Annotated in this window: 24 protein-coding genes; 7 read left to right on the top strand and 17 right to left on the bottom strand. The window is 57.7% G+C overall.

Translation table 11 applies throughout. The annotated features are described in order from the left end of the window. The first annotated feature begins 58 nt into the window (after positions 1-58). Positions 59-2347, top strand: coding sequence for an FdhF/YdeP family oxidoreductase (locus MUU51_RS04190; RefSeq protein WP_258967170.1), 2289 nt, complete (start codon positions 59-61; stop codon positions 2345-2347). Positions 2348-2392: 45 nt separating this feature from the next. Here MUU51_RS04190 and catA read toward each other — a convergent pair whose 3' ends face one another. The 14 genes from catA to MUU51_RS04260 form a co-directional block, all read right to left on the bottom strand. After that, positions 2393-3319, bottom strand: a complete 927-nt coding sequence (catA, locus tag MUU51_RS04195) for a catechol 1,2-dioxygenase (RefSeq protein ID WP_258967171.1) — start codon at positions 3317-3319, stop codon at positions 2393-2395. 43 nt (positions 3320-3362) lie between these two features. After that, complete coding sequence (gene catC / locus MUU51_RS04200) at positions 3363-3650, bottom strand: muconolactone Delta-isomerase (protein ID WP_159767514.1); 288 nt, start codon at positions 3648-3650, stop codon at positions 3363-3365. An 11-nt stretch (positions 3651-3661) separates the two neighbouring features. Continuing rightward, positions 3662-4774, bottom strand: a complete 1113-nt coding sequence (locus MUU51_RS04205; protein WP_258967172.1) for a muconate cycloisomerase family protein — start codon at positions 4772-4774, stop codon at positions 3662-3664. After that, positions 4758-6038, bottom strand: a complete 1281-nt coding sequence (locus MUU51_RS04210; RefSeq protein ID WP_374684785.1) for an MFS transporter — start codon at positions 6036-6038, stop codon at positions 4758-4760. The genes MUU51_RS04205 and MUU51_RS04210 overlap by 17 nt, the downstream gene beginning before the upstream one ends. Positions 6039-6134: 96 nt before the next feature. Further along, the gene (locus MUU51_RS04215) at positions 6135-6629 is read right to left on the bottom strand and encodes a flavin reductase (protein ID WP_258967174.1); all 495 of its coding nucleotides are present in this window, start codon (positions 6627-6629) and stop codon (positions 6135-6137) included. Between the two features lie 10 nt (positions 6630-6639). Beyond that, positions 6640-7572: a PDR/VanB family oxidoreductase gene (locus MUU51_RS04220; protein ID WP_258967175.1), complete on the bottom strand. Its 933-nt coding sequence runs from the start codon at positions 7570-7572 to the stop codon at positions 6640-6642. A gap of 10 nt (positions 7573-7582) precedes the next feature. Beyond that, a complete protein-coding gene (locus MUU51_RS04225; RefSeq protein WP_258967176.1) occupies positions 7583-8323 on the bottom strand; it encodes an SDR family NAD(P)-dependent oxidoreductase in 741 nt (246 codons plus the stop codon). 10 nt (positions 8324-8333) lie between these two features. After that, on the bottom strand, positions 8334-8813 hold the full coding sequence (locus MUU51_RS04230) for an aromatic-ring-hydroxylating dioxygenase subunit beta (protein ID WP_309582914.1): 480 nt from the start codon (positions 8811-8813) through the stop codon (positions 8334-8336). Next, positions 8813-10126 (bottom strand): aromatic ring-hydroxylating oxygenase subunit alpha, encoded by a 1314-nt coding sequence (locus MUU51_RS04235; RefSeq protein WP_159767496.1) that lies wholly within the window; start codon positions 10124-10126, stop codon positions 8813-8815. The genes MUU51_RS04230 and MUU51_RS04235 overlap by 1 nt, the downstream gene beginning before the upstream one ends. After that, positions 10116-10658: a nuclear transport factor 2 family protein gene (locus MUU51_RS04240; RefSeq protein ID WP_258967178.1), complete on the bottom strand. Its 543-nt coding sequence runs from the start codon at positions 10656-10658 to the stop codon at positions 10116-10118. Before MUU51_RS04240 ends, MUU51_RS04235 begins: the two co-directional genes overlap by 11 nt. Positions 10659-10669: 11 nt before the next feature. Further along, a complete protein-coding gene (locus MUU51_RS04245) occupies positions 10670-11029 on the bottom strand; it encodes an IacB protein (protein WP_110508711.1) in 360 nt (119 codons plus the stop codon). A gap of 19 nt (positions 11030-11048) precedes the next feature. Continuing rightward, positions 11049-12176: an acyl-CoA dehydrogenase family protein gene (locus MUU51_RS04250; RefSeq protein ID WP_258967179.1), complete on the bottom strand. Its 1128-nt coding sequence runs from the start codon at positions 12174-12176 to the stop codon at positions 11049-11051. Positions 12177-12280: 104 nt separating this feature from the next. Next, the gene (locus MUU51_RS04255) at positions 12281-13405 is read right to left on the bottom strand and encodes an amidase (RefSeq protein WP_258967180.1); all 1125 of its coding nucleotides are present in this window, start codon (positions 13403-13405) and stop codon (positions 12281-12283) included. 332 nt (positions 13406-13737) lie between these two features. Further along, positions 13738-14211 carry a MarR family winged helix-turn-helix transcriptional regulator gene (locus MUU51_RS04260; protein ID WP_110508715.1) on the bottom strand — a complete coding sequence of 158 codons (474 nt, stop codon included), beginning with the start codon at positions 14209-14211 and terminating at the stop codon, positions 13738-13740. A 266-nt stretch (positions 14212-14477) separates the two neighbouring features. Here MUU51_RS04260 and hpaX point away from each other — a divergent pair, with 266 nt between their 5' ends. The 6 genes from hpaX (at position 14478) to MUU51_RS04290 (ending at position 21198) form a co-directional block, all read left to right on the top strand. Beyond that, positions 14478-15848 (top strand): 4-hydroxyphenylacetate permease, encoded by a 1371-nt coding sequence (hpaX, locus tag MUU51_RS04265; protein ID WP_159767481.1) that lies wholly within the window; start codon positions 14478-14480, stop codon positions 15846-15848. 31 nt (positions 15849-15879) lie between these two features. Beyond that, entirely contained in the window at positions 15880-16860 is a 981-nt protein-coding gene (locus MUU51_RS04270; protein ID WP_258967181.1) for a GlxA family transcriptional regulator, read from the top strand. A 78-nt stretch (positions 16861-16938) separates the two neighbouring features. Then, positions 16939-17949 carry a type I glyceraldehyde-3-phosphate dehydrogenase gene (gene gap / locus MUU51_RS04275; protein WP_159767475.1) on the top strand — a complete coding sequence of 337 codons (1011 nt, stop codon included), beginning with the start codon at positions 16939-16941 and terminating at the stop codon, positions 17947-17949. Positions 17950-18286: 337 nt separating this feature from the next. Further along, positions 18287-18784, top strand: a complete 498-nt coding sequence (locus MUU51_RS04280; RefSeq protein ID WP_258967182.1) for an SH3 domain-containing protein — start codon at positions 18287-18289, stop codon at positions 18782-18784. 58 nt (positions 18785-18842) lie between these two features. Next, positions 18843-19793: a hypothetical protein gene (locus MUU51_RS04285; protein WP_258967183.1), complete on the top strand. Its 951-nt coding sequence runs from the start codon at positions 18843-18845 to the stop codon at positions 19791-19793. A 31-nt stretch (positions 19794-19824) separates the two neighbouring features. Then, positions 19825-21198 (top strand): serine/threonine protein kinase, encoded by a 1374-nt coding sequence (locus MUU51_RS04290; protein ID WP_159767469.1) that lies wholly within the window; start codon positions 19825-19827, stop codon positions 21196-21198. Between the two features lie 373 nt (positions 21199-21571). Here MUU51_RS04290 and MUU51_RS04295 read toward each other — a convergent pair whose 3' ends face one another. From MUU51_RS04295 to MUU51_RS04305, 3 genes are all read right to left on the bottom strand, one after another. Further along, positions 21572-21787: a hypothetical protein gene (locus MUU51_RS04295; protein WP_258967184.1), complete on the bottom strand. Its 216-nt coding sequence runs from the start codon at positions 21785-21787 to the stop codon at positions 21572-21574. A gap of 185 nt (positions 21788-21972) precedes the next feature. Beyond that, positions 21973-22392 carry a hypothetical protein gene (locus MUU51_RS04300; protein ID WP_258967185.1) on the bottom strand — a complete coding sequence of 140 codons (420 nt, stop codon included), beginning with the start codon at positions 22390-22392 and terminating at the stop codon, positions 21973-21975. After that, positions 22389-26777: an RHS repeat-associated core domain-containing protein gene (locus MUU51_RS04305; protein WP_258967186.1), complete on the bottom strand. Its 4389-nt coding sequence runs from the start codon at positions 26775-26777 to the stop codon at positions 22389-22391. The genes MUU51_RS04300 and MUU51_RS04305 overlap by 4 nt, the downstream gene beginning before the upstream one ends. Positions 26778-26780 lie beyond the last annotated feature (3 nt).

The following is a 26780-nucleotide window of genomic DNA, read 5'->3' on the forward strand; positions in this document are numbered from 1 at the left end:
AGACCGTTAATGCCAGCAGTGTAGAATTGTTCCAGTAAACCACCCGGCAGGAGCCCATATGAGTAACAAACGACGCGCAGTACCCGGGATCAGACACTATGAGGGGCCTGCTGGCGGCTGGGGAGCATTGAAAGCCACGGCGATTGCCGTGCGCACGCAAATGGATACCTTTGACGCGCCCTCCACGCTGCTGCGTACCAACCAGCCGGATGGGTTTGATTGTCCGGGCTGCGCGTGGCCGGATAAAGAACACAAATCAACCTTCCAGTTTTGCGAGAACGGCGCGAAGGCCGTGACCTGGGAAGCCACCAACAAACGTGTCACGCCGGAGTTTCTGGCGGCCAATACCGTGGCCTCGCTGCTGGCGAAAAGTGATTTCGAACTGGAAGGCTATGGCCGTTTAACCCATCCTCTGGTGTACGACAAAGCCAGTGACACCCTGCGCCCGGTGGAATGGGAATCGGCCTTTGCGCGCATAGGCGAAATTCTCCGCGGGCTGGCCCCGGATGAAGTCGAGTTTTACACCTCCGGTCGCGCCTCGAACGAAGCGGCTTATTTATTCCAGCTTTTCGCCCGTGAACTGGGCACCAATAATTTCCCCGACTGTTCCAATATGTGCCACGAAGCCACCAGCACCGGCCTGCCGCGTTCTATTGGCATCGGGAAAGGCACGGTCTCGCTCGATGATTTTGAGAAAACCGAGCTGGTGCTGTCCATCGGCCATAATCCGGGCACCAACCACCCGCGCATGATGGGCACCCTGCACGAACTGGCCCGTCGCGGCGTGCCGATTATCGTCTTTAACCCGCTGCGCGAGCGCGCGCTGGAACGTTTTGCCGATCCGCAAAGCGTGGTCGAAATGGCAACCTACAGCTCAACCGATATCGCCTCGACCTATTTTCAGGTTAAAGCAGGCGGCGACGCGGCCGCGTTAAAAGGCATCGCCAAACATTTGCTCGCCTTTGAAGCCGCGCGCGGTAACGTGCTGGACGGTGAATTTATTGCCGCGCACACCGAAGGCTTTACCGCGTTTTCCGCGGATATTAACGCGACCTCATGGGAGTCCATCGAACAGGAATCGGGGCTGACACGTGCCGACCTGGAAAGCGTCGCTATCGCCTACGCCAAATCTAACGCCACCATCATTACCTACGGCATGGGCGTCACTCAGCACAATAAAGGCACCGCCAACGTCCGTCTTATTGCTGATTTACTGCTGATGCGCGGCAATATCGGCAAGCCCGGCGCAGGTATTTGTCCGTTGCGCGGGCACTCTAACGTGCAGGGCAACCGCACGGTCGGCATCACTGAAAAGCCGACCGCCGCGTTCCTGTCAAAAATTGAAGAGGTGTTTGGTTTTGTGCCGCCGGCGAAACACGGTCACGATGCTGTGGCGGCGACGCAGGCGATGATTGACGGCGTTTCTAAAGCGATGATTTGTCTCGGCGGCAACTTTGCCGTGGCGATGCCCGATCACGAGCAGGCTTTCCCGGCGATGCAAAAGCTCGACCTCAGCGTTCACGTCGGCACCAAGCTCAACCGCACCCATTTGCTGGTCGCCAACGAGACGTTTATTTTCCCGTGCCTGGGCCGTACCGAGCTGGATATGCAGCAGAGCGGCAGGCAGTCGATTACCGTGGAAGATTCGATGTCGATGGTTCATGCCTCTTCCGGCAAGCTGAAACCGGCGTCCTCGCTGCTGCTTTCCGAACCAGCGATCGTCGCGGGCATGGCCAAAGCGACGCTGCCGAACACCAAAGTGGCGTGGACAGATTTAGTCGCCGATTATGACCGGATCCGCACGTTGATTGAACAAACCTTACCGGGCTTCACCGATTACAACGCGCGTATTCGCGTGCCGGGCGGTTTCCGCATGCCATTGCCGCCCACGGAGCGCGTGTGGCCGACGGCGACTGGCAAAGCAATGTTTTCGGTATTCCACGGCGTGGATGAAAACGCCAAAGGCGAAGGCGACAACACTTTACGGATGATCACCCTGCGCAGTCACGATCAGTACAACACCACCATTTATGCGCTGGACGACCGCTATCGCGGCGTGTTTGGCCGTCGTGATGTGCTGTTTATGAACGAGGATGACATGGCGCAGCTGGGGCTGGAACACGGCGACCGGGTGGATATTTCCACCGCGTTGCCCGACAGTCATCAGCGGCTGGAAGATATCACCGTGGTGGCATACAGCATCGCCTCTGGCTCGGTCGGGGCGTATTACCCGGAAGCCAACGTGCTGATTCCACTCAGTTATCGTGATGAAGACAGCGGCACGCCATCGTATAAATCGGTGCCGGTGCGGGTAACGTTGCGCTCGAAAGAGATTCGTGCCCTGTAACGCTGGGTAGCAGGGCAGCCTGAGAAAACTGCCCTGCCTTTTTCCTTATTCCTTCACGCGTGCGCGTTTCACTCTTTCCTCTTCGCTGCTTTCATGGGTCGCCACCAGCGAGAAATCAAAACTCACTTCAGTATGCGGGGCAGGAAGATCGCGCTGCTGCGCCAGACTTTGGTCGTTGATTTTTACCGGGTCCGCAATCAGCTCTTCGCGGGTCGCAAAGGCAAAGTCATCCCACAAATATTCGTCACCGTTGAGGTTAATTTGGGTCGTCAGATGCTTAAAGCCCGGTGCGGAAACGAAGAAATGCACGTGCGCCGGACGATTACCGTGACGGCCTAATCCGTTCAGCAGTTTTTGCGTCGGGCCATCCGGCGGGCAGCCATAGCCACACGGCACGATGCTGCGTACCGCATAGCGCCCGTCTGCCCCGGTTTCAACGCGACGGCGTAAGTTGTATTCGCTTTGCGACGGGTCGAAGAACGAGTAGCCGCCCATCGTATTCGCGTGCCAGATATCGACCACCGCGCCCGCCACCGGCTGGCCGTTAATATCGGTCACCTGCCCGTGCAGCCACATGGCTTCGGCTTTTTCACTGCCGTCATCCATGCGCGCAAAACCTTTGCTCAGCGGCGCATTGGCCACATACAGTGGCCCTTCGATGGTGCGCGGCGTGCCGGTTTCATTTCCGGCGGCGGCCTCTTTTTCATCGGCGCGCATATCCAGATAGTGTTCCAGCCCCAGGCCCGCCGCCAGCAGCGCCGCCTCTTTGCGTTCACCCAATTCGTTGAGATAGTTCACCGCCAGCCAGAACTCCTCGTCGGTAATATCGAACTTTTTGATGGTCTGGCACAGGTCGCCGAGTACCTGATGCATGATGGCTTTAAACCGCTCGCTGCCCTGCGCTGAATTCAAGCCGCTGCTGATGGCGAGTAACGTTTCCAGTTCTGTTTGTTTTGCCGGATTGACTGACATTGCAACTTCCTCTTGTAGGGTAAGGGTTGTTTTCGTTGTGTAATTACTGCTCGTTATGAATCGACGACGGGTGTTCACACAGCGGCTGCACGCTGATCTCCATGTACGGATAGAGCGGCAGCGCCGTCAGAATGGTGTGCAGCTCCTGGTTGTCCGCCACGTCAAAAATGCTGACGTTGGCGTACTGACCCACCACGCGCCAGATGTGCGGCCACTTGCCGTCGCGCTGTAATTGCTGGGAATAGGCTTTCTCTTTGGCTTTGATTTCATCCGCCTGCGCTTTTGGTAACGACGACGGAATGTTGACCTGCATTTCAACTTTAAAAAGCATGCTGATGTCCTTTATGCTCTGGCGTAATGGCGAAGTTTATCGGTATCGATGTCCACACCCAGGCCGGCTCCCTGCGGCAGCGTGACCTGTCCGTGACTGAAATCGAGCGGGCGCACCACGATGTCGTCTTTCAGCAGCAGCGGGCCGAACATCTCGGTGCCCCACTGCATGTTTACCGTCGACCAGGCGTGTAAAGAGGCCACGGTGCCGAGCGTACCTTCGAGCAGGGTGCCGCCGTACAACGCCACCCCGGCGGCCTGCGCAATCTGCGCCAGTTTCAGCGCCTGCACCGGTCCGCCCGCTTTGGCGATTTTCAGCGCATAAGCGCCGGTGAAACCGCCGCTCGCCAGGGCGTAGCCGTCATGTGCCGTCGCCACCGCTTCATCGGCCAGGATCGGCACGGCAAAGCGCTGGCTGAGCGTGATTAACCCGCGTTGATCCCACAGCGGGATTGGCTGTTCGACCAGGTCGATGCCGCCCGCCTGCAGTTCAGTCATGCCTTTGATGGCGGTGGTCACGTCCCACGCCTGATTGACGTCTACCCGAATGCTGACCTCATCGCCGAGAGCGGCTTTAATCGCCAGCGCGTGACGGATATCGGTTTTCAGCTCGCGGGCGCCAATTTTCAGTTTGAAGGTGTCGTGCCGCCCTTCTGCCAGCAAGCGTTTTCCCTCGTCAATATCCTTATCGGTGTCACCACTCGCCAGCGTCCACAGCACCGGCAGACGTTCGGTTAACGCCCCGCCGAGCAGCGCACTGACCGGCAGGCCGAGCATTTTCCCCTGCACATCGAGGAACGCAGTTTCGAGGGCCGATTTCGCAAAGGTATTACCCTTCACGCTGGCGTTCATTTTCGCGGCGAGTGCTGCCACGCCGCTGAACGTCTGCCCGCACAGCAACGGCGAGAGATAGGTTTCAATCGCTGACTTAATCGACTCCGGGCTTTCTGAGCCATAACTCAATCCGCCGATGGTGGTGGCTTCGCCCCAGCCCACTCCCTGCGCGCAGGTCATGCGCACGATGGTCAGGGTCTGACAGCCCATGGTAGTCATCGACAGCTTGTGCGGGCGAATGGTCGGAATATCCACCAGCCAGCAGGCGATGGACTCAACGGTGATGCTCATTATTCACTCCTGTATTGGTATTTTGTCGGCCCGACGGCAGGCTTCGCAGCGCCACCCAGGCCAGTAATGCGTACGCCACCAGCAGTAACGACACCGGCCAGGAGGCGTTAAATTCCATTAACAGCGCCACCGCCAGCATCGGCCCCAGGCCGCCGGAAAATATCGACCCGACTTCATGCCCGAGCGCCAGTCCGGAATAGCGCACCCGCACCGGGAACAGGTCGCTCATGATGCAGGGCTGGGTGCCGATCATCGCCCCGTGACACACCGGTAAACCGAGCATCATCGCCAGCATCACCCAGCCGTAGTTGCCGGTGGAAAGCAGCCAGAAGAACGGAAACGCCATCACCAGCAGGCCAATCACACCGATGTAATAAACCGGCTTCAGCCCGATGCGATCCGACAACGCCCCCCAGAACAGAATCGAGAAGAACTCCACCAGCATCGCCAGCGTCACGGCGCTGATGATTTCCCCGGTGCCAATGCCGATGTGTTTGGCGTACACCACCGAAAAGGTGAAGAAAATATAGGACGCGCCGTTTTCCGGCAGCCGCAGGGCAATCGCCTGCAACAGCGCTTTCGGGTGATCGCGCATCAAGGTAATCAGCGGGATTTTTTCGTGTTTGTCTTCCGGTTTGGCCTGCGCAAAGGCTTTGCTCTCACGGATGTTTTTGCGGATATACACGCCAACTAAAAAGATGACGATGCTCAGCAAGAACGGCACGCGCCAGCCCCAGCGCATAAAATCCGCTTCCGGCAGTTGTTGCACCAGATAAAAGGCGAAGGCCGACAGCACGAAACCACCGGAGACGCCCATCTGACTCCAGGCGGTATAAAAACCACGGCGTGACGCGGGCGCGCTTTCGCTGAGCATCAACACCCCGCCGCCCCACTCACCGCCCGAGGCCACGCCCTGCAAGAAGCGCAGCGTAATCAGCGAAATGGGTGCCCAGATGCCAACCTGCGAATAGACCGGCAGCAGGCCAATCACGAACGTCGTCGCGCCCATCAGCGTTAAGGTCATGATCAGGGTCATTTTGCGGCTGTAGCGATCACCGATATGACCAAAAGCGATCCCGCCCAGCGGACGGGCCAGAAAGCCGACCGCAAAGCCGGAAAACGCCAGCAGCGTGCCCTGCAACGGATCGCCGTCGACCGGGAAGAACAGCGGGCCAAACACCAGCGCCGCCGCGGTGCCGTACAGGAAAAAGTCATACCATTCGAGCGCATTGCCCAACACCGAGGCCAGCACCAGTTTGCGCATCTGCTGCGCATCCTGGGGTACGGCCCCGGCGGTTACGTTATTTTCGGTTGCCACATTGCTCATCACGCGTTGCCCTTTTTATCGGAAGGAGTGGGTTTACGCCTCGACGTCGTGCCCGATGGCATGGTAACGACGATTGAACCAGACCAGTCCGCGCGGCTGCTCGCTGGTGCGGATCGCCTGCACCTGACAGTAAAAGACCGAGTGGCTGCCCACTTCGTGACAGTCGGCAATCAGGCAGTCGAAGCAGGCCACCGCTGAACTCAGCACCGGCGCGCCGCTGCTCAACACCTGCCAGTTGTCATGCCCAAAACGTTCCTCCGAGCGCAGGCTGGCATTAGCAAACACACCCGATAGCGCCTGGTGCTCGCTCGATAACACGTTCACGCACAGCGTGCCATTGCGTTTGAAATGCTCATGAGCGAAGGAGTTGCGGTTCATGCACACCAGCAGGGTTGGCGGCTGGTCGGTCACGCTACACACGGCAGACGCCGTGAAGCCAAATTTACCCGCCGGGCCGTCGGTGGTGATAACCGACACCGCGCTCCCCAACTGAGCCATTGCGTTACGAAATTCAGTTTGCAGAGTCATGGGATATTCCTTACAAGTCGATAACCAGGCGGCCGCACTTCGACCGGGAACAGCACAACAAAATCTGGTCGCCGTCGGCCTTTTCTTCGTCGGTGAGATAGCTGTCGCGATGGTCCGGCTCGCCCTCCAACACATCGGTCAGGCAGCTGCCGCAAATGCCCTGTTTGCAGGAGACATTCACCTTCAGCCCCGCCTGCGCCAGCGCTTCCACGATGGTCTGGTCTTCCAGCACCTGAACGGTTATCCCGCTGGTAGCCGCCACCACGTCAAACGCCGCACCGCCAGTTTGCACCTCGGCGCTGAAACACTCCTGATGGACGTTTTCTGCCGCATAGCCCTGGCGTTTCGCCCCGTCGTTGACCGCGTCCATCAGCCGCGTCGGGCCGCAAACGTAGACATGCGTATTCGGCGGCACATCACTCAGCACCGCGTCCAGGTTCAGGCGCTGCTGGTCGCTAAAATGCAGATGCACCCGTCCGGCGTAGCGGGCGCTTTCCAGCTGCGCTACAAACGCTGCCTGGTCGCGCGACCGGGCGCAGTAGTGCAGCGTGAACGAGCGTCCGGCGGCGTGCAGTTCGGCAGCCATCGCCAGCATCGGCGTGATGCCAATCCCACCGCCGATCAACAGGCTGTGCCCGGCGCTTTCATCAAGGGTGAACAGATTGCGCGGTTCGCTGACGGTTATCGTGTCGCCTTCGCGCAGGGCATGCACCGCCAGCGAACCGCCCTGTGAATTGCCGTCTTTGAGAATGCCGAGCTGATAATGCTGGCGGTCCTGGGGGTCACCGCACAGCGAGTAAGGCCGAATGAGATCCCCGGTCAGATGCAGGTCGATATGCGCCCCCGCGCTGAACGCGGGCAGCGCGATTCCGTCCGCATGGGCCAGCGTCAGCAGAACCACCTCGCCCTGCAACTCTCGCCGGATAATCTGAAGTGTCAGCATGTTTTGCTCCTCAACGCATGAACAGGCCGCCGTTGATGTCCCAGGTTGCCCCGGTGACAAACGACGCCTGCGGTGAAGCCAGCAACGCCACGGCCTGCGCGACAAACTCCGCATCGCCGAGGGTGCCCACCGGGATCATCTGCAACAGCCCCGCCATTTTCTCTTCCGGGACGATGGCGTGTACCGCCGGGGAATCCATCGGACCCGGCGCGATGGCGTTCACCGTCACGCCGGATTTGCTCAGCTCGCGGGCGAAAATTTTGGTCAGGGTCAGAATGCCGCCCTTCGACGCCGCGTAATGCGCGCCCGAAGCGGTGCCGCCGTTTTGTCCAGCGAGCGAGGCCAGATTGATGATTCGCCCGTAGCCACGGCTGGCGAAGTAGCGGCCCAGAGTCTGACAGCCGACAAACGTGCCGCGCAGATTGGTGGTCATCACCCGGTCGAACTCGTCGACTTCAATGTCCATCACCGGCGTCGCCAGAGTCAGCGCAGCGTTGTTGACCAGCACCTCGAGGCTGCCAAAGCGGTCGATCGTCGCCTTCAGCGCCTGCGCAAAATCCTGCGGCTGACGAATGTCCAGCGCCAGCGCCAGCACCTTGCCCTGCCCGTTATCGATCCGGTCAGCGGCCTGCTGCACGCGGGCGGCATCAACGTCGGTCATCACCACCTGGAAACCTTGCGCCAGCAAATGCGTGGCAATGACGTTGCCCAGTCCGGCGGCGGCGCCGGTGACTAATACGGTTTGGGTCATAACGCGCTCCTTAAAGGATGTAGCCGATGCAGTGCAGCACATCATCGCTGTTCACCAGACGGATAACCTTCTGCTCAATCAGCCAGCTTTGGCCGTGGCGTTGCAGCTGCCAGGTGATGTCCGCCGCGTAATGGCGACTGTGGCCTTTGCGGTGCTCCCACAGGGATTGCGCCCCGCGCACCACAATCTGGTCGTCGGTCGCTTCCAGCACCCGAAAGCGCGACAGCGTGCGCAGGGTTCTGGCGCGTGGCGTGGTGGAAATGGACTCCCCGCTGTAGAGGCGCTTCACCCGTTTTTCGCGCATGTGGTGATCGTCGCAGGCGTAGTTCAGGGTATTTTTAAAATCGGTTTCCTGCGGGTCAATCGGCACCACGTACAGGCCGTCCGGCTGCCACAGCGACAGCCAGGTATTGAATTCGCCCTGGTCGAGCAAATCGCCTTCAAGATTGACCACCGCCATCGCGGTAAACAGGGCAGAATCTGGGGTCATCATTGTTCCGTCTCCGTCATCAATTTTTTCCACTGCTGGTAGGCCGCACGCATCCCGGTTTCGGCGCTGACGTCGCTGCGCAGTCCGTCGTCGGAACGGTATTCCCCCGCCAGCCCGCGGTTGAGCATGATCCACAGGTCATCACCCGCGGTGGCCCCGCGCTGTACGCGCTCCCACGCCTCGGAGTCATCCGGCGTGCCGAAGCCCATCGGCCCCTGGAAATGTTCATGCAGGCGCAACCGCGCCTGGTTGGCAATGTCCGGCCCGCCGTCCATGGTTATCACCGCATGGTGAATTTCAGTTTCCTGCACCGATACCGGTTGCAGTACGCGGAAGAAGGCCATCGAACAGGCGATATTCGGGAAAATGTTGAGGTTAAACCCGGAGCCGCCGACGGCACGCACAATGCGTCTGACCTGCTCTTCGTCGTGATCGGCGCGTAGTGCGTCGGCCAGTTCAGTGAAGCGTTCAGGGATTGGCGCGTCGAGATTGGCATCTAAATCCACCAGTTCCGGGATCATCACCATCACGCTGTGGCCGTTGCCCAAATCTTCGACGTAGCCGCTGCCATCGACAAAGTTGAGCATTTCTTCGGTTTGCTTATCGACCGAGCTTAAAAACGAACGGTGAACCACCGGGAAGTGATAGCCGTCGGTGGTGTTTTCGAGCTGAATCTTCCAGTTGCCGGGGAAGCGAAAACGGTGCGCAGGCCCGGTTTTAATCGGATACCCCGCTCCCTGCTTCATGAACAGGTCCATCCACTTTTTGGCAACCCCGAGGAAGTCTTCCAGCGGTTCAATCTGCTCATTAAAGGTGGCGAAAATCATTCCGGCGTACTGTTCGGTGCGTAGCGATACCAGTCCCAGTTCGCCTTTTTCCAGCTGGTCAGCGTAGCTTTCCGGATGCGGCACGCCGCGCAGGCTGCCGTCCAGCGCGTAACCCCAACCGTGATACGGGCAGACAAAACTGTTGGTTTTGCCACTGCGGTGTTCGCACACCGTGGCAGCGCGGTGGCGGCAGCGGTTGAGTAAGGTGTGCACCGTGCCTTTGCGATCGCGGACCACAATCACCGGCTGAGTGCCGATTTCCGTGGTTTTAAAGCTGCCGGTGTCCGGGATTTCGCTGGCGTGCGCCACCCATACCCAGGTTTTGCTGAAGATGCGGTCCAGTTCGAGCTGGAACAGTTCTTCTGAGGTGTAAAGCGAAGTGTGTACCCGGTCGGATTTCACCAACGCCGCAATCTCCGCGCTCGTCAGCGTCGGTGGCGTTGCGGGATCGATATTCTTCACATTGATGATGTGATCACATTGCATGTCCATTCTCCTGCACATCTTTGTTTTTATCAGGAACCGGTAAGGCATCCGCCGCGTGCCAGTGGTCTACCGGGCGGCTGAACAGGTTGCGGGTGGTGAAATGGCGCATCACCATCTCGCCCGCCTCGCGCACAAAATTGACATTGAGCTCTGCGGCGTTGAGATGCGCACCGCCTGCGGTAAATGCCGAAGTTTGCAGCATCAGCCAGCGGCCGCGCAGTGTGCCGTTCGGTTCATGCCACAGCGCTTCGGAACAGAGGAAGTGCGCGTTCATCGCAAAATGCGCCGGTTGCCGCACGTAGCCCGCCATCATTTTCACGACGGCGTCGCGCCCAAAATGCCGCCCGAGGCGCGTGGCGTAGGGTTCACCAACGCCCTCCCAGCAGGCATCCACGCTGAACAGCGCGCCAATCGCCTGCACCGTTTCCGGGGTATCGAGCTGGTCGCATAAACGCATGTAATCGCTGATGCAGACCCGCGCCGCCTGATAGTCTTCGAGCTGCTGCAACCGCAGCGCATCCTGGGCGTTCATCGTCAGCTCCGTCAGTTCTGGATGATCAGTTCGCGGCCTACGCGGGCCTCGATTTTGCAGTACTTCCACAGCTTGCTACCGCCATCGCCCACCGGGGTGGTGCGGAACAGGTTGCAGACGGCAGCGACGTTTTCCAGACGCTCGGCGTCGGCTAACACGTAGGTGGTCCACGGTGCGGTGGTGGACGGGCCAACCATCAGTTGGTCGTCGTCCATATTGCCGATGACGGTGATGCCCGGCGTTTCATCAATGCCTTTCATCATCACACCGAATGCGCCCCACACTTGTTTGGCTTCCGCCGGACTGGCATCGAAAAAGTTCTGGTTCACGCCGATGCAAAACAGCACGCGTAAGGTTGTTGACTGGCTCATCTGTTGCTCCTTTCAAAAATCACAAGTAACCCGGCAGCGGTTTGCCACCAAAGAAGACCGTACCGGCATTGAGGTACGAGAGGTCGCCCATAAAGGCATGTTGGGTAATCACCATCGTATCGCGCACGTAGCGTTGCAGCGGGCTGGTCATGGTCACGCCGCCCATGCCGTTGAGGGCCAGCGCCTGGCGTGCCACCTCGGCGGAAACGCGGGTGACGTGCGTCGATGAAAGACGCAGCGCGTTAATCTGTTCGCAGCTCGCATCTTCCCCCGCCAGCAGTTTTTGCCAGACGTCGTCGATGGCGTCGTAAAACCAGGCCCGGGCGGAGCGCAATTCAGCTTCGCAGTGGGCGATTTGCATCTGCGCCTGCGGTCTGTCGGCCAGACGCGGGGCGCCGGTGACGGACTGCTGACGATGGGCGATGGCGTAAATTTCATTCAGTGCTGCCCGGGCCACGCCAAGGGCGACGACGGACAGCACCTGTGTCGCCAGCGACAGCACCGGATAGCGGTACAGCGGCCCTTCCAGATTCAGCGCACCGCCGCGAATAAAGGTCCATTCGTGTGGCACAAAAGCGTCGTTGACCACCAGATCATGGCTGCCGGTTCCGGCGAGGCCCACGGTGTCCCACACCGGGTCGATATGTACATTTTCACGCGGCAACACCGCCATACGCGGCAAAGCTTGTTCGCCGTCGGGCAGAATGCCGACGCCTAATACCGAAGCGCCCATGCTGCCGCTGGCAAAGCTCCAGCGTCCGCTGACGCGATAGCCGCCGTCAGCCTGCTGCGCTTTTTGCGTCGGGAAGATGCCCCCGGCAAACACCACGTCCGGGCCGTCGCGATAGAGTTCTTTCAGGGTGTCCGGCGGCAATGCGCCGAGATAAAACGGGCTCATGCCGAAGCTGGCGACCCAGCCAGCCGACCCGTCTGCGGTGGCGATTTGCTCGACCAGTTCGCAGAACTCAGCCGGGGAGCATTCGTCGCCGCCGTACATTTTCGGCACCAGCGCGCGGTAAACGCCGACCTGTTTGAAGCGGGCGATCACATCCTCAGAAATATGGCGCTGATGCTCGAAATCAGCGCTGCGAGTGGCAACGTCACTCAACAGCGGAACCAGCGCTTCACGAATCGGTACGGCAGACATAGCTTCCTCCGGTTTTTGTTATTTGCGGCGCGTTCAGGACGCACGAGGCCGCAATGAGTCGTACTCACTGAGTCATCAAGGAAAAGAAAAGCGAAATTAAGGGGTTAGTGACGTCGTCGCTGGGTCAGCCATTCGGCGGCCTGCACCAGCAAACCGTCGTGGCCTTTGGCCGCCACCAGCTGGAGCGCCACCGGGCGGCCATGGCGTTCACCCACCGGCAGCGACAGCGCCGGGTGCCCGCTCAGGTTGAACGGCCGCACCAGCCGTGTGAGGTTGACCACACTCAGCGGGTCCTGCGCCTCGCTCAGCGTCGGCGGCAGTTCCGGCAAGGTCGCCAACGCCAGCAAGGGGGTTTGCGCCAGTAAGACATCGAGCTGCGCACTGAAATCGCGGCGAATCTGTTCGGCGGCGTCAAGTGCTTCCGGGCTGACGTCAGCCCCTGAGCGAATGCGGGACGCCACGTCGGCGGAGACCTCCCCGCTTTCAAGCAGCGGATTCAGCGCCAGCCAGTTTTCTCGGCTGATGATCGTCAGCCCGGCACGGTGCGCGTCAGCAAACAGAGGTAACCTTGCGTCGCGTGGCTGCACGGAATGTTGTTCGAGGAAAGCCCGCAGGCAGGCATCAATTTCTGGGGTAGCAACGGAGAGGAACGACATCGCCGGCAGCGCGGACAAGGGTTCGTCGACGGTCACGCCAAGTCGGGTCATCGTCTGGCGCAGCACCGCGGCATCACGGGTGAATACGCCAACGCAGTCCAGCGAGCTCTCCTCAGGCATGACGCCCTGGCGGCTCAAAACGCCGTAACCGGGCTTGAGGCCGATAACCCCACAGCAGGCCGCAGGCATTCGCACCGAGCCGCCGGTATCGGTGCCGAGGGAAAAATCGACTTCGCCTGAGGCCACCACCGCCGCCGAACCGCTGGACGAGCCGCCGGGGATCACATCAGGGAAGCGCGTGTTGAGCGGAGTGCCGCCCCAGGCATTGATGCCCGTCACGCCAAACGCCAGCTCATGCAGCGTTGTTTTGCCGGTCAGTACGCAATTTTTACCCAGCAGCGTGGTCACCACGCTGGCATGGTGTTCTGCATCCGGGGCGTTTTCCAGCGCCCGACAGCCTGCCCGGGTCGGGAAACCTGCCACGGCCAGCGTGTCTTTGACTGCAAAACGAAGATCGCCCTCACCGAGGACAAATTGCTCTACAAAACCTTTGCTCACAGAAACTGGCTTCATGATTAACACCTTGACCAGAAAAAACGAATCATATTCAGGTGAGTCGTCAACGCGACCTTTTGTCCTGACTAACGTTAGGTCAATCATGGAAGATTTAGATGAAAATTCAAGTAATCTTTCACGTTATTTTCACCAACAAGAAACAATTCATTAACCTTTGAGAATGAAAGGCTATTGCATCAGGCTGATGAAAAATAAAACAAAAATGGTGGGGTTGGGGCAGAAAGCCGTCATGCGGACTGATAACGGCATTGCTTTAAAAGGTGTGTAATTACAGAAGGTTATGAGAAATTTCTAAGCGTGTCACAAATTTGTCATTACGCGGTTCAGGATCAAAGTTCGTTGAGGTTATCGAGCACTTTTGCCAGTGACAGATTCATTTTTGCGACCTGGCTGCTGGTCATACCCTTGAACCCTTTCTCAAATACTTTGCTGGCCTGGGCGTACGCTTCTTCCACTTTTTGCCGCCCGAGTTCGGTGAGCATCACTTCGGTTACGCGCGCGTCACTTTCGCTGCTGGCGGTGGTCACCAGACCGTCTTCGCGCAGGCGCCCAACGATTTTAGTCACCGTCGGCATTTTGGCCATCGCGTATTCCGCAATCTGCGAAATGCTGGCCTTGCCGTACTGGTGCGTCACCATCAACACCCGGAAGCCAGAAACATCGAGCTGCGCTTTTTTCAGTGTGATTTCCATGATTTGCGTGTAGCGCGCGTAAACATTCACAATCCAGTAGAACGGAAATTCTTCGCGATGGAAGCCGGGATCGGCGGCAGTATCCTCAGCGGTTTTTTTTATGTTACTCATGCGTTTCCTTACCAGAAAAAAGCAGCAGATAACGCGATTATACCTGCGAATCCGTGGCGGCTATAGCGTCAATGCGCCGCCGGTTGCGGGTTTGAACTGCGTCATAAGAAAAAGGCGCGATCGCCGTCGCATTATGATTCATAAATGATATATCACCTGCAATTACGTATCATTTTTTGCGTATTACATTGACGTTTCCAGTGGCTATTTTCTATACGTTTAGCCGACCTGCACACTCATACTAATAATCGCAATGTGGAGTTTTCATGACTGATACGTCTGCACCATTACCTCTGGACCCGCCGCTGGACCCGCGCCAGCAGGCCGTTATCAAGAAGCTGTTCCGTCGCCTGATCGTGTTTTTATTTATCCTGTTCGTGTTCTCCTATCTCGACCGCATCAACATTGGTTTTGCCGGGCTGACGATGGGCAAAGATCTCGGCCTGACCAGCACCATGTTTGGCCTCGCCACCACCCTGTTTTATGTGATGTACGTTATCTGCGGCATTCCGAGCAATATCATGCTGAGCATCGTCGGCGCACGCCGTTGGATTGCGATGCTGATGGTCATCTGGGGTATTGCGTCGACCGCCACCATGTTCGCCACCGGGCCGAACAGCCTGTACGTGTTGCGGATGCTGGTCGGGATTGCAGAAGCCGGTTTCCTGCCGGGGCTGCTGCTGTATTTAACCTACTGGTTCCCGGCGCAGTATCGCGCCCGCGCCAACGCCCTGTTTATGATTGCGATGCCGGTCACCATGGCGCTCGGGTCGCTGGCCTCGGGGTACATTCTGAACATGGACGGCCTGCTGAATCTGAAAGGCTGGCAGTGGCTGTTCCTGCTGGAAGGTTTCCCGTCGGTGCTGTTGGGTCTGGTGGTGTGGTTCTGGCTGGATGACAGTCCGTCGAAGGCGAAATGGCTGACCGAAGACGACAAGGCCTGCCTGAACGAGATGCTGGAAGCCGACAAAATCGCGCTGCAAAAAACGCAGCTGGCCGCCAGTGCGTCGCTGTTGCCGCCGCGCAGCATGGCGCGCGAACTGTTCACCCCGGTGATCATTCTCTACACGCTGGCCTATTTCTGCCTGACCAATACGCTGAGCGCACTGAGCGTCTGGACTCCGCTTATCCTGCGCAGCTTTAACGAAACCAGCAGCAACGTGACCATCGGCCTGCTGAGCGCCATTCCGCAGGTGTGCACCATCGTGGGGATGGTGTGGTGGAGCAAGCGTTCGGACCGAATGAACGAACGTAAATTCCACACTCTGCTGCCGTATCTGTTTGCCGCAGCAGGGTGGATGCTGACCGCTTCCAGCACCAATCCGCTATGGCAGTTCAGCGGTATTGTGATGGCGTCGGTAGGGGCATTTGCGGCGATGGTTATTTTCTGGACCACGCCGGACCGCTACATTTCCCTGCGCACTCGCGCGGTGGGCATTGCGGTGATCAACGCCACCGGGATGACCGGCGCGGCGCTCGGGCCGCTGCTAATGGGCTGGATGAAAGATGTCACCGGCAACTTCAACGCCGGGATCTTTATGGTCGCCGGATTCCTGGTGCTGGGGGCGATAATCATTGCCGTGATCCCGATGAAAAAAGCGGTCCCGCGCAAAGAAGCAGCGTCCTTACCGACTTGACTTAATATGTACGAGGTGTACTTTTCAGGACATGAAGAAAATCCTGATTATCGTCCCCGACGGTGGCATGTTGTTTGAGTCCGCCGGTATTGCCGACATTCTGATGCAGGCCAACCGCCTGCATCCGGAAGGTCCGGCGCAGCCGCGTTATCACGTGGCACTCGCGACCACCCAGCCGCATCAGGTTATTCACGGCCAGTCAGGGTTAAATCTGCTGGCCGATCACCGTTTGCACGAGCTGGACCCGCGAGAACCACTGGATACCATTATCATCACCGGTCGCGGCCAGGACCCGCTGGAATCCATCGCGGTAGTCGACTGGCTGCATCTCGCGGCCCCCCACGCCCGACGCGTGGCCTCCGTGTGCGGCGGCGCACTTTTACTGGCGCAGGCCGGGTTGCTGGAAGGCAAACGGGCCACCACCCACTGGAAATTGCTCGACACGCTGAAAGCCGAATACCCGCAGATCAACGTCGAAGCCGGGCCGCTGTACGTTCAGGATTGCCACGTCTGGACTTCGGGCGGCGTCAGTACCGGCTTCGACCTCACGCTGGCGCTGGTTGAAGAAGACTATGGTTTCACTCTCGCCCGCGACATCGCCCAGGACATGGTGATGTACCTGCGTCGCCCAGGTGGTCAGCTCCAGTTCAGCCGCTATAACCTGAAGCAGTCCGACGGCCACGGCCCGTTGAACGAGCTGTTGGCGTGGATCCTCGACAACATCACCGCCGACCTGTGCGTGGAAAAGCTGGCAGAAAAAGCCGCCATGAGCCCGCGAAACTTTACCCGCGTGTTTACCCGTGAAACCGGGGCGTCTCCGGCCCGCTACGTGGCCGAAGCACGTCTGGCCGCGGCCCGTGAGCGTCTGGAACAAACTAATGACCCGCTCGAGCGCATTGCCGAACAGACCGGGTTTGGCAGCAGCATCAATCTGCGTCGTCTGTTTGAAAAACAATTGCACCTGACGCCGGGTGAGTATCGCCAGCGCTTCCACTGTCGCAAAATGGCGTAATGTGATCCTTTTTTGTCATTTACGCCAAAACCCTGCCCACCTACAGTGAGACCATAGACAACAGAGAAGGAGTTGATCATGGTTAAGGTCGGTATTAATGGTTTCGGCAGGATTGGTCGCAACGTTTTACGCGCGGCGTTCGGCAACCCCAATTTACAGATTGTGGCGATCAATGATTTAACGGACAGCAAAACGCTGGCGCATTTGTTGAAATACGATTCGTTGCTCGGCACGTTCTCCGCCAGCGTTGAAGCCGTCGAGGGCGGGCTGCGAGTCGATGGTCAGACGATTACCGTGTTCAGTGAACGCGACCCGGCGAACATTCCGTGGCGCGACGTTGAGGTGGATATCGTGATTGAAGCCACCGGTTTCTTCACCGATCGCGAAAAAGCGGCGGTGCACATCCACAGCGGCGGCGCAAAGCGCGTCATCATCTCCGCACCTGGCAAAAATGACGATTTAACGGTGGTAATGGGCGTCAACCATCAGCTGTACGATCCGCAAAAACACAGCGTGGTGAGTAACGGCAGCTGCACCACCAACGGTCTCGCCCCGGCGGCGCAGGTGCTGCACCAGCATTTCGGCATTCGGCATGGCTTGATGAACACCACACACGCCTACACCAACAGCCAGGTTCTGCACGACCAGCCGGAGAAAGACCTGCGCGGGGCGCGAGCCGCAGCGCTCTCTATCGTGCCCTACTCCAGCGGCGCGGCGAAAGCGCTCGGCAAAGTTATCCCTGAACTTGACGGGCGTTTGACCGGCTATTCGCTGCGCGTCCCGGTCCCGGTGGTGTCGATTGTCGACCTGACCGTTACCCTTGAGCGCGATGTTACGGCGCAAGAAGTGAATGACGCGTTCCGTCAGGCGGCGGCTTCCGGCCCGCTAAAAGGCATCCTCGGCTATAGCGATGAGCCGTTAGTGTCCAGCGATTACCAGGGTGACCCGCGCTCGTCAATTATTGATGGCCTTTCGACGCTGGTGATTGGCGGCAATATGGTGAAAATCCTCGCCTGGTATGACAACGAATGGGGCTTCTCCAATCGCCTGGTCGACCTTGCCCTGCTGATGGCGCAGCAAGAACGTTAATCTGCTTCACCCCGACTCCCGGGTAACCGGGGGTCAGTTCCGTTGCAGTCCCCGTTTCGTTTAATCCCCACAAAATTCGCTGCGAACGCGTGCCTTTGCTTATAAATCAATCCGATGTGCTAAAAATATCCGTGTTATCAGCATTGTATTGTTAAACAGGCTATGTAAAATCAGACAATCCGTGCTAAACACTTGTTAAATATTTAGTGGAATCCCGGGTCAGAATGTTGTTTGCTCGGTGACTATCTCTGTGCGTCGTCTACGCCATGAGTCATCCCTGCTCCGCAGGCAGCACCATGACCATTGGGCCTAACCCCGATTTGCAGGGAACGTCTGAATGAAATTGCGAAATCTCTTGCCTCTGTTGATAGTGACCGTGCTGGTCGGCTGTAAAGCCCCTGCACCCGCCATGACCGACGACACGCTGGTCACAAGCCAGGTCAATGGCGTCACGCTGACTCACCGTTATATCGTTACCGTCCCGACAGAATTTACCCCTGTTAATGCCAGCTATCGCGCGCTGTACGCCGGTTCTGTCATGAATACGCCTGATTTTGGCGGCAAGGTTCTGAGCGAACTGGAAAACGGTAAAACCTATACCGTGCTCGGCAGCGTCCAGAACGACTGGCTGGCGATTGCCGAGGAAGACCAACCGGAGCTGATTGGCTACGTTCCGCCGCGCGCGCTGGTCAAAAGCGAGCTGTATGCACAGACCCTGAAAAAAGACCGGCCACGCGCCCGCAAGTCGAGCAACAAAAAAGCCACTTGCGTTAACGTGGACAGCAACAGCAAAGCTTGTCAGAACGCGAACAGCGGAACCTGGATAATTAACTAATCTTTATCCTGTTCCCTCGCTTGGGTTTACCCGTTTTTGAGACGCATAAAGGAAATCTATGAAACTCTGGCTTTCAGGTGTGGCGTTGCTGCTGGCATCTTCGACCGTATGGGCAGAGAACTACCGTTTTGTGCAGTCACCTTCGCAGAAGCTGGATATCTGGATCGATAACATCAAGAGCAATTCGCCGCAGAACTGGTGTGCGAAAGAGCTTCCACTGCGCATTGTCGCCAACGGCGATAAATCCCCGTCGATCCTGACCGGTTTTATGCCACGTCTCGGCACGCTGCTGGAAAGTCAGTGCTCCACCCTGCAACGCGTGCACTGGCGACTCGAAGATCCACAAGGTGTGGCACTGGCCTTTGGTATCGCCGATCGCGCGAACGACTGGGACGTGAAAGTGACGCCGGTGATGATCGACAGTCCGGTCATCGCGACGCAACCTGAGGATAAATCGACCCCGGCAGACCGCACGCCGTGGCAGGAATTTACCCTGCAGGATGGCTGTCGTCTTCGCACCTTCTGGGCTGCTGACGCAGGCGCGTCTGCGCTGTTTATTCCTGAAGGCCAGTGCGAAAAAGGCGGCTGGTTAAGCGGTCGCAGCGACGTGATTCAGAGCGGCAACGCGGGCGAAAAACGCCTGCCAATGACCTTCGTGCACGGTTTCCCGGTGAGCGGCCTGCGTGACGGCATTGATGCCGACAACCTGCTGATAACTACCCTGAACAACGAGCGCATGGTGGTCAGCAATGAACAGGCACCGCAAAGCTGGATGATCCTGCCGTACAAACCAGAGCTTAACGCGTGGGCGGCCAGCGGCACCATTGCAGTTAAAGTGCCGCGTGAAATGGCGATGGATGAAGCCAATCTGCAAAAACAGCTCAATCAGGTGCGCAAAGCCTGGGCCAGCTGGCTGGCGCCTGATAGCCCGGTCACCCTGCTGTTGATTGACTCCCTGCAAACGCAGCTGCGTGACCCGGCGGTGGGTGCATGGCGCACACAGAATTGATCTTGTCACTTTTTGAGCAGAGATCCGTAGCATGACAGATAACGATTACACACAGCGCCCGCCTGACGCTTTGCCGTCCGGTTATCGCTTTGATGAGTTTGAAATTCAGGATGTCATTGACGCCAGTAACGACAACATCGTTTATCGCGCCCTCGATCATCAGCTTGAACGCCAGGTCGCCATTCGCGAATTTCTGCCGCGTACCCTGACGGTTCGTAGTGAAACGCAGCGCCTGGTGCCGCGCAGCAAACAGGACCAGTCGGCGTTTAGCGTCGGCCTCGACGGTTTTATTCAGGAAGCGCGTCAGTTGGCGCGTCTGAATCACCCGAACGTGGTGCAAATTCTGCGTTTCTGGACCTACAACGAAACGGCCTATGCCGCGACCCCGGTGTACAGCGGCATGACCCTGGCCGAGCTTTGCCAGCATCATCCGGAACGTATTAACGAAGTGTGGATCCGCCAGATGCTGCCGATGCTGTGCGGGGCGCTGGCTGCGCTGCATGAGAAAGGCTATATCCACTGCCGCCTGTCGCTGAACAGCATTCTGATTCAGGACAACGGCCTGCCGCTGCTACTGGAATTTGGCGCCCTGCGCCAGAACGGCGCGGAAAATGGTGAGGTGAATAAAACCCTGCTGCATCCGGGCTTTACACCGCTGGAACAGTATTCTGACGATGTTGATAACCCGTCCGGGCCGTGGACCGATATTTATTCATTGGGTGCGATTCTGTATACGCTGGTCACCGGCAATCGGCCGCCAGCCAGCGTCACGCGCAGCATTCAGGACAACTGCGTACCGCTGGCGGAAAGTCGCCCAGAAGGCTATTCGCCTGAGCTGTTAGAGGCTATCGACAGCACCCTGGCGCTGCGCCCGGAAGATCGCCCGCAGACCATCGCCGAATTTACCGCACTGGCGGGCATTAGCCTGAATGAGACTCACAATCTGCCAGCAAAAAGCCAGACCGGCTCAATGCTGATGGCGATTGAGCAGGAGCCGCAGGCCGACACCGCCGCGCAACCGTGGTGGAAGTCGTATCGTACGCCATTGCATATTGCTGGTGGCGTGGTGGTCGGTTTGATTGCCGGCGGTCTGTTGTTTGGGCAACACGGGTCGACGGAAGTCGCCTCTAAAGCGCCGATGACAGGCACCGTGACCGCCGAATCTACGGCAAAACCGGTCGCAGCCGGTACTGCTCTCGCCCGGGTGTATATTCGTGTGGATGAAGGTGACCAGTTGGAAGTGAACGGTAAGGCGCAGAAAACGCCGAACCCGGTGAATGGCTATGCCTCGGTACAGCTTTCATCCGGCCAGTACGTGATTACGTTGCGTAACGCTAAACAGTCCCGCAGCGCCAGCATCACTGTCGATAAACCCGGCACGTGGTTGTTAAACCCACAGGCGTAATTCCTTCCTTTGCAACGCCCGGCGGCGCAAGCTTGCCGGGCCTACAAAATTCCAGTAACCGTAGCGGCTTTTCGGGTCAAACAGCGCCGGGATGTCCACTGACTGGCGGGAAATCATCGCCGGATGATGTGTGATCTGATCCTTTAACTCAGCAAAAGTTCGATTTACTCAACAAAGCCATAATTACCCATAACATTTTCCTTTCTTATTTACTCTGCCAGTATTTTTCAACACATTTTGTTGGTCAATATGTAGATCATTCCACGATCTTACATGATCATGATAAATATCATCACCATTCGGTAATGTGCTGAAAGCAGCAGGAAAATATAAGCCGGGAAGTGCATGAGGAGTATTTCTCGGCTTTTGCAACTTATTCCCCAATAATAATTATGTCCGGCCTGCCATTATTTTTAAGGAAATCATTAAGATGTTTATGTCCAAAATTATTGCCATGAGTCTTCATTAATTCTGCGGTGTTTTGCAGAAAGCCAATAAGCTCATTAAGCTCTTTTACTGTTAGTTGAAGTGTAAGTTCACTAAGTGATACTAAATCACTATCATCAGATTCATAACCATAAATTTTCATTAATACTCCCTTTTATTCCGGTGGTGCCCAGCCATGATCTTTGAGCCAATCTTGGGCTTTCTTAGCAGGCTAACTTGAATGTTATATCGGTGCCGCAGGGAATGCCAATTTAAGATTATTAATAACGATTAAATATAAATAGCCGGAAGAATTCTGGTGATCACTCCGGCCGTTTTTAAAGCTACTTATTTTTCATGGGTACGTTTTTTATACATTTCCGATGCGCTTTTTTTTACAAAATCACTGGGATCGCTTTTTGCCATTTCTTTTAGTAAAGAAAGCGGAAGCCCTCTATTATATGCCAAGCTGGAGCGAATACTTTCATCTTTGTCCTTAGCCAGTTTAGAATATAATTCAATATCTAACGGATATTTTGTAGAGATTGCATGCCTAATCATTGGGTCAGAATCCACACAAAGCAGATCTATTACTTCTTTTGGCACCGTTCTATTTCTAGCTACCCACACCTTAAATTCAGGATATTTATCAATAACATTGAACCATACTAATAATGATGCACTTTCAGTACCAGCTCTCATCCGATCTGTAGGGTTATCACTACTTATTAACTCAAGAAACTCTTCAGCAGAATTGATATTATTCATTTTACGGAAACTCCTTTACAACATTTTTTAGGTATACTTTTTCCTGTATTACCTTTATGTTTATCAGGCATAAATTGGCCATTTTCATCAGCATCGGCAACCCATTCTAAAGAAGTAGATGTTTCTCTATATACTTTATAAGCAGAACCTCCATGGCCAGTAGTATCTTTTGACCACCAAAGCCCTGTTTTACCATCTTTATAATATTTTTCTTTAAAGGGACCACCTTGAAGAATTTCAGTCGTCCGATCCCCATCTATTTGCCAGCTAGCCAGCCCCAGCGGATCAATCCACCCCAGCGGATTATGCACATACCCGTAAGGATTTACCCCGCCCAGCAGCCCTATCGGGTCCGGCGTCAGGTACTGCCCCGTCTCCGTATCATAGTAACGGAACCGGTTGTAGTGCAACCCCGATTCTTCATCTGCGTACTGCCCCGCAAAACGCAGGTTACAGCTCAGCTTATCCGCATCATTCGCCGCCACCGCCCACTGACTGCCCCTGCCCCACAGGCTCAGCCGGCCTGCCCACGCCCTTTTCCCCTGCTCCGTCAGCAGCTCCCGTGGCGTTCCCATGTGGTCACTCACCACATAATGCAGCTTGCCCTTTTCCTGTCGTGCGACCGGCGTCAGTCCTCCCGGCGCATACAGCCAGTGGATGCTCTCCTCATATGCCGCACGGCCATCCGCGTACAACGGCGTCTCCGCTATCAGCTGGTCACCGCTCCACTGGTATTCGCACCCCACCGGCCTTGTCCCGGTAGCGATGTCTGACCGCTTTTCCTTGCGGATACGCCGCCCGAACGGGTCATACGCATAACGCCACCGCTCACCGCCCGGGGTGATAAACTCGCTCAGCTGGCTGTGCGCATTCCACCGGTAACGCCACAGCTGTGGCCGCCAGCCATCCCGGCACAACCGCTTCTCTGTCAGTCGTCCGGCGGCGTCGTACCGGTATTCACAGTCCCCCCGACTCACCACCCGCCCGGCCTGCTGTTGCTGACTGATGCGTTGTTCCGCCGCCAGTACCGCCCTGATATTCAGGTTCGCGTCGTACTCAAACCGCTCTCCCGCGGACCCCGCCCCGTCCGGCATCACCCGGGTTATCTGATCGTTCTGGTCGCAACTGTACTGCGCGTTACCCCACAGGCCATCCTCAATGCGCCGTACATTATACGCCCCGTCATACGCCCAGCGCCGGTTTACCACGCTGCCGGTCATCTCACTTCCGTCCCCGCCCAGCAGATGCCTGAACTGCACCGAGTCTCGTCCGGCCGCCTGCACCTGCAGCATCCCCGTCGGGGTATAACCCTGCGCCTGAATAAAACCCGCCCGGCTATGGCGCAGATGTTCCCGGCCTGCCGCGTCGTAGCTCAGTGACAGCGGACTGAAATTCCCTACCTGCAGGGCGCTTATCCGTCCCCCCGTATCGTATTCATAACCTGACGTCAGCCCGCCGTATGTCCGCGACAGGGCGCGCTGTGTCCGGTCATCCCACTGATGCGTGACCACCTGCCCGTTGAGCCATTCACACACCTGACGCCCGGCCGCGTCATACTCAAACTCCACCCGCGCATCGTCGTTCTGCGCCCGTATCATCCGCCCCTGCCGGTCATACCCGTACTGCGTGACGGCAAGCAGCGTGGACTGCGTATCGCCGCCCTGCCACACCTCCTGGCGTATCAGTTCATCGCGCAGGGAATAGTGCCAGCGGACAATCCGGTCGTCCGCATGCCGCGCCCCCGTGCGCCGCCCCGCGGCGTCGTACTCATACTGCACGCTGCGCCCGGTAAAATCCGTCTCACGGACAAGCTGCCCGGCCGCATCCCGCTCAAGCTTATAGATTTCACCGCCCGCGCTGGTCACCTGCTTCAGCCGCGTCAGCGAATCATACTCAAAGCGCAGCGTCTTCCCGTCCGGGCGGGTCAGCCCCATCAGCAGATCAAACTCCCCGTACAGGTAGCGGGTAGTTTTGCCCTCGCCGTCCGTGAAACTCGCCCGGCGTTTTTCACTATCGTAGCCAAGTCGCTGCGTTACGCCGTCCGGCAGATTAACCTGCGTCAGGCTGCCCTCTATGCCAGCATGCGCCTCCGAATGGGTATACCGGGTGAGATGCCCCAGCGGGTCAGTGGCGCTCAGGACCCGTCCGAACAGGTCCTGTTCAAGCCGGGTAACGGCCTTGTCGGGAGCGGTCAGGGTGGTCAGCTGATATCGGGCATTGTAGCCGTAATGCCACGCGGCACCGTCGGGCTGATACTCACTCAGGCACTGACCCTGCGCGTTATAGTCCCTGACGGTCACCAGCCCCTGCGGGTCGGTCCGGCTGACCTGTCGCCCCTGGTCATTCCACGTAAACTGCCAGCATTGTCCGTCGGGCTGCGTGAGCTTCACCACCTGACCGGCGTCGTTGTAGTCATAACGCACCGTGTCGCCCGCGGCGTTACTGACCTGTATCACCTGTCCATAAGCGTTGTAGCGGTAGTCGGTGTTGCGCCCCAGTGCGTCGGTCTCACGCACTTTATTGCCATGGTCCCACAGCGTCTGCGTGACACGGCCCAGCGGATCAGTGACCCGGGTTACTCGCCCTGCCGGATTGTATTCGTACACCGAACGACCGCCTTCGCCGTCGAGATACGTGGTTCGCCGGTTGCGTTCGTCATAAATAAAACGGTCACAGAAATAGCCGCCTTCACCGCGCACGGCTGTCACCCGGCCTTTGGCGTCATAGCGGTAGCGCACATCGCTTTTGTCGGTATCGTGCCAGCGTAGCATGTATCCCTGCGCATCGTATTCATGCCACAGATGGGTAAACTGGAACGTGCGGCACTCCGCCAGCCGGCCACTGTCATCGTAATGGCTCTCTGCCAGCCACTGCTGTTGCGCGCCCTCGACCCGGGTAATACCGCTCAGCCGGTTGTGCCGGTACTCCAGCACGATGTCATAGCCGTCACTGTGCGTCAGGCGCACCAGACGTTCCCCTTCATAGCAAAACACAATCCGGTTCCCGGCTGCGTCATGCAGGCTGGAAAGCCGGCGGCGGGCCCGGGGTTGTGACTCAAAACAGAGCGTAAACTGGCTTCTGCGGTCAAAAACATACAGCGCGCCGTGGCGGGTGCCGTACAGACGGTAATGGGCCTGCTGCAGATTCAGCGCATCCACCGCCTCACCGCGGGTGTAATAGCTCAGCCGGGTGCCCTCATGATTGGTGAACTGAATTTCATCTTCAGTAAGCAATAAAGACTGCGACCAGTTATCGCTCCATTTATCACCAAACAAACCGCTCTGTGACGAACGGGAGCGGTAGACACGCGTCAGCGTCAGGGGGAGGGTGCCCGGCAGGTCAAGCACCGGTAACACCTGCAGTAAATCGCCACTGGCGACATCCACCGGGTCACTGGCACAGGTCCCGGTCTCAATATCGTTATCCCCGTCTTTCTTATCCGACGTCGACGGGCTGGCGTTTTCATCTGCTGCCGTTTTGCCCTCAGCCTCTGTTTTCCGGGGAAGCACCGTGGCCCCGGGCTCAGCGGCATGTGCCGCTCCTTTTTCCGCGCCTTTCGCCATGCCCGTTGCCGCTGCTGCCGCCGTCTCTCTGGCGGCGATTTTACTGAGCATACCGGTGAGGCCTTTAACAAGGCCCACACCATCGGCGATGCCCATCCCCAGCTGGATGGCCACATCCCCGGTATGTTCGGCCGGGGTATTCAGCGTCGCCCTGGCGCTGTCAAAGTTCACATCAGCAACATTGTCCTGCATGCCTTGTGCGGTCTGCATCATCTCCGCTGCCTGGCCGGGGTTGCCGAGGGCACCGGTGAGGGCGGCTTGCTGCATCATTTCACCCGATGCCTGCAGGGTCGCCCCCTGAGCAAAAAGACCTCCAATATCAAGCGCCATATTCCACACGCTTTTCCCTGCCCCCAGCGCGGCCATCTCCGGGTGTTCGATGGCATCAGGAATGCCGTCCATCCCCTCTCCCACCCAGTCCGTGAATTCTGACCAGATGCCCTGCTCTGCCGGGGTTTCAGGGACCACTGCCGGGTTAGCCTCTTTCGCCACAATATTACGGGCTTTCGGCATCTGCGTGATTTTGCCGAGGGTGTTACCGGTGCCGGTAGTGACCGGCCCTGATGTCAGAGGCTCCGTGCGGGGCCCGTCAGCCAGTTCGGGTAAATTAAGCCGGGGATGGTCCTGTCTGAATTGCTCGTACCCCTGGGGTGTCCATGAGTCCACATCGTCTGGTGCACCATTGTTATAGTGGGTAATCACCGAAACATAATCATCAGCCTTCGTTCCCTGAACCGTGCTGGAGGCAATGGCGTTGTAATAAGCATCTTCCTGAGCCGCCGTCGGGCCACTGGTGCTGACGGTGATATCATCGTTAGTCATAAC

The sequence above is a fragment of the Scandinavium manionii genome, assembly GCF_024764775.1.
GTDB classification, from domain to species: domain Bacteria; phylum Pseudomonadota; class Gammaproteobacteria; order Enterobacterales; family Enterobacteriaceae; genus Scandinavium; species Scandinavium manionii.

What these genes read in the sequence shown, in the direction of transcription:
- MUU51_RS04240 (WP_258967178.1), bottom strand. Translation starts at nt 10,658, where the DNA reads ATGAACGCCCAGGATGCGCTGCGGTTGCAGCAGCTCGAAGACTATCAG.
- MUU51_RS04255 (WP_258967180.1), bottom strand. Translation starts at nt 13,405, where the DNA reads ATGAAGCCAGTTTCTGTGAGCAAAGGTTTTGTAGAGCAATTTGTCCTC.
- MUU51_RS04190 (WP_258967170.1), top strand. Translation starts at nt 59, where the DNA reads ATGAGTAACAAACGACGCGCAGTACCCGGGATCAGACACTATGAGGGG.
- MUU51_RS04250 (WP_258967179.1), bottom strand. Translation starts at nt 12,176, where the DNA reads ATGTCTGCCGTACCGATTCGTGAAGCGCTGGTTCCGCTGTTGAGTGAC.
- MUU51_RS04270 (WP_258967181.1), top strand. Translation starts at nt 15,880, where the DNA reads ATGAAGAAAATCCTGATTATCGTCCCCGACGGTGGCATGTTGTTTGAG.
- MUU51_RS04220 (WP_258967175.1), bottom strand. Translation starts at nt 7,572, where the DNA reads ATGCTGACACTTCAGATTATCCGGCGAGAGTTGCAGGGCGAGGTGGTT.
- catA (WP_258967171.1), bottom strand. Translation starts at nt 3,319, where the DNA reads ATGTCAGTCAATCCGGCAAAACAAACAGAACTGGAAACGTTACTCGCC.
- MUU51_RS04215 (WP_258967174.1), bottom strand. Translation starts at nt 6,629, where the DNA reads ATGACTCTGCAAACTGAATTTCGTAACGCAATGGCTCAGTTGGGGAGC.
- MUU51_RS04210 (WP_374684785.1), bottom strand. Translation starts at nt 6,038, where the DNA reads ATGCGCAAACTGGTGCTGGCCTCGGTGTTGGGCAATGCGCTCGAATGG.
- MUU51_RS04260 (WP_110508715.1), bottom strand. Translation starts at nt 14,211, where the DNA reads ATGAGTAACATAAAAAAAACCGCTGAGGATACTGCCGCCGATCCCGGC.
- MUU51_RS04245 (WP_110508711.1), bottom strand. Translation starts at nt 11,029, where the DNA reads ATGAGCCAGTCAACAACCTTACGCGTGCTGTTTTGCATCGGCGTGAAC.
- MUU51_RS04295 (WP_258967184.1), bottom strand. Translation starts at nt 21,787, where the DNA reads ATGAAAATTTATGGTTATGAATCTGATGATAGTGATTTAGTATCACTT.
- MUU51_RS04225 (WP_258967176.1), bottom strand. Translation starts at nt 8,323, where the DNA reads ATGACCCAAACCGTATTAGTCACCGGCGCCGCCGCCGGACTGGGCAAC.
- catC (WP_159767514.1), bottom strand. Translation starts at nt 3,650, where the DNA reads ATGCTTTTTAAAGTTGAAATGCAGGTCAACATTCCGTCGTCGTTACCA.
- MUU51_RS04290 (WP_159767469.1), top strand. Translation starts at nt 19,825, where the DNA reads ATGACAGATAACGATTACACACAGCGCCCGCCTGACGCTTTGCCGTCC.
- MUU51_RS04280 (WP_258967182.1), top strand. Translation starts at nt 18,287, where the DNA reads ATGAAATTGCGAAATCTCTTGCCTCTGTTGATAGTGACCGTGCTGGTC.
- MUU51_RS04230 (WP_309582914.1), bottom strand. Translation starts at nt 8,813, where the DNA reads ATGACCCCAGATTCTGCCCTGTTTACCGCGATGGCGGTGGTCAATCTT.
- MUU51_RS04205 (WP_258967172.1), bottom strand. Translation starts at nt 4,774, where the DNA reads ATGAGCATCACCGTTGAGTCCATCGCCTGCTGGCTGGTGGATATTCCG.
- gap (WP_159767475.1), top strand. Translation starts at nt 16,939, where the DNA reads ATGGTTAAGGTCGGTATTAATGGTTTCGGCAGGATTGGTCGCAACGTT.
- MUU51_RS04235 (WP_159767496.1), bottom strand. Translation starts at nt 10,126, where the DNA reads ATGCAATGTGATCACATCATCAATGTGAAGAATATCGATCCCGCAACG.
- MUU51_RS04300 (WP_258967185.1), bottom strand. Translation starts at nt 22,392, where the DNA reads ATGAATAATATCAATTCTGCTGAAGAGTTTCTTGAGTTAATAAGTAGT.
- hpaX (WP_159767481.1), top strand. Translation starts at nt 14,478, where the DNA reads ATGACTGATACGTCTGCACCATTACCTCTGGACCCGCCGCTGGACCCG.
- MUU51_RS04305 (WP_258967186.1), bottom strand. Translation starts at nt 26,777, where the DNA reads ATGACTAACGATGATATCACCGTCAGCACCAGTGGCCCGACGGCGGCT.
- MUU51_RS04285 (WP_258967183.1), top strand. Translation starts at nt 18,843, where the DNA reads ATGAAACTCTGGCTTTCAGGTGTGGCGTTGCTGCTGGCATCTTCGACC.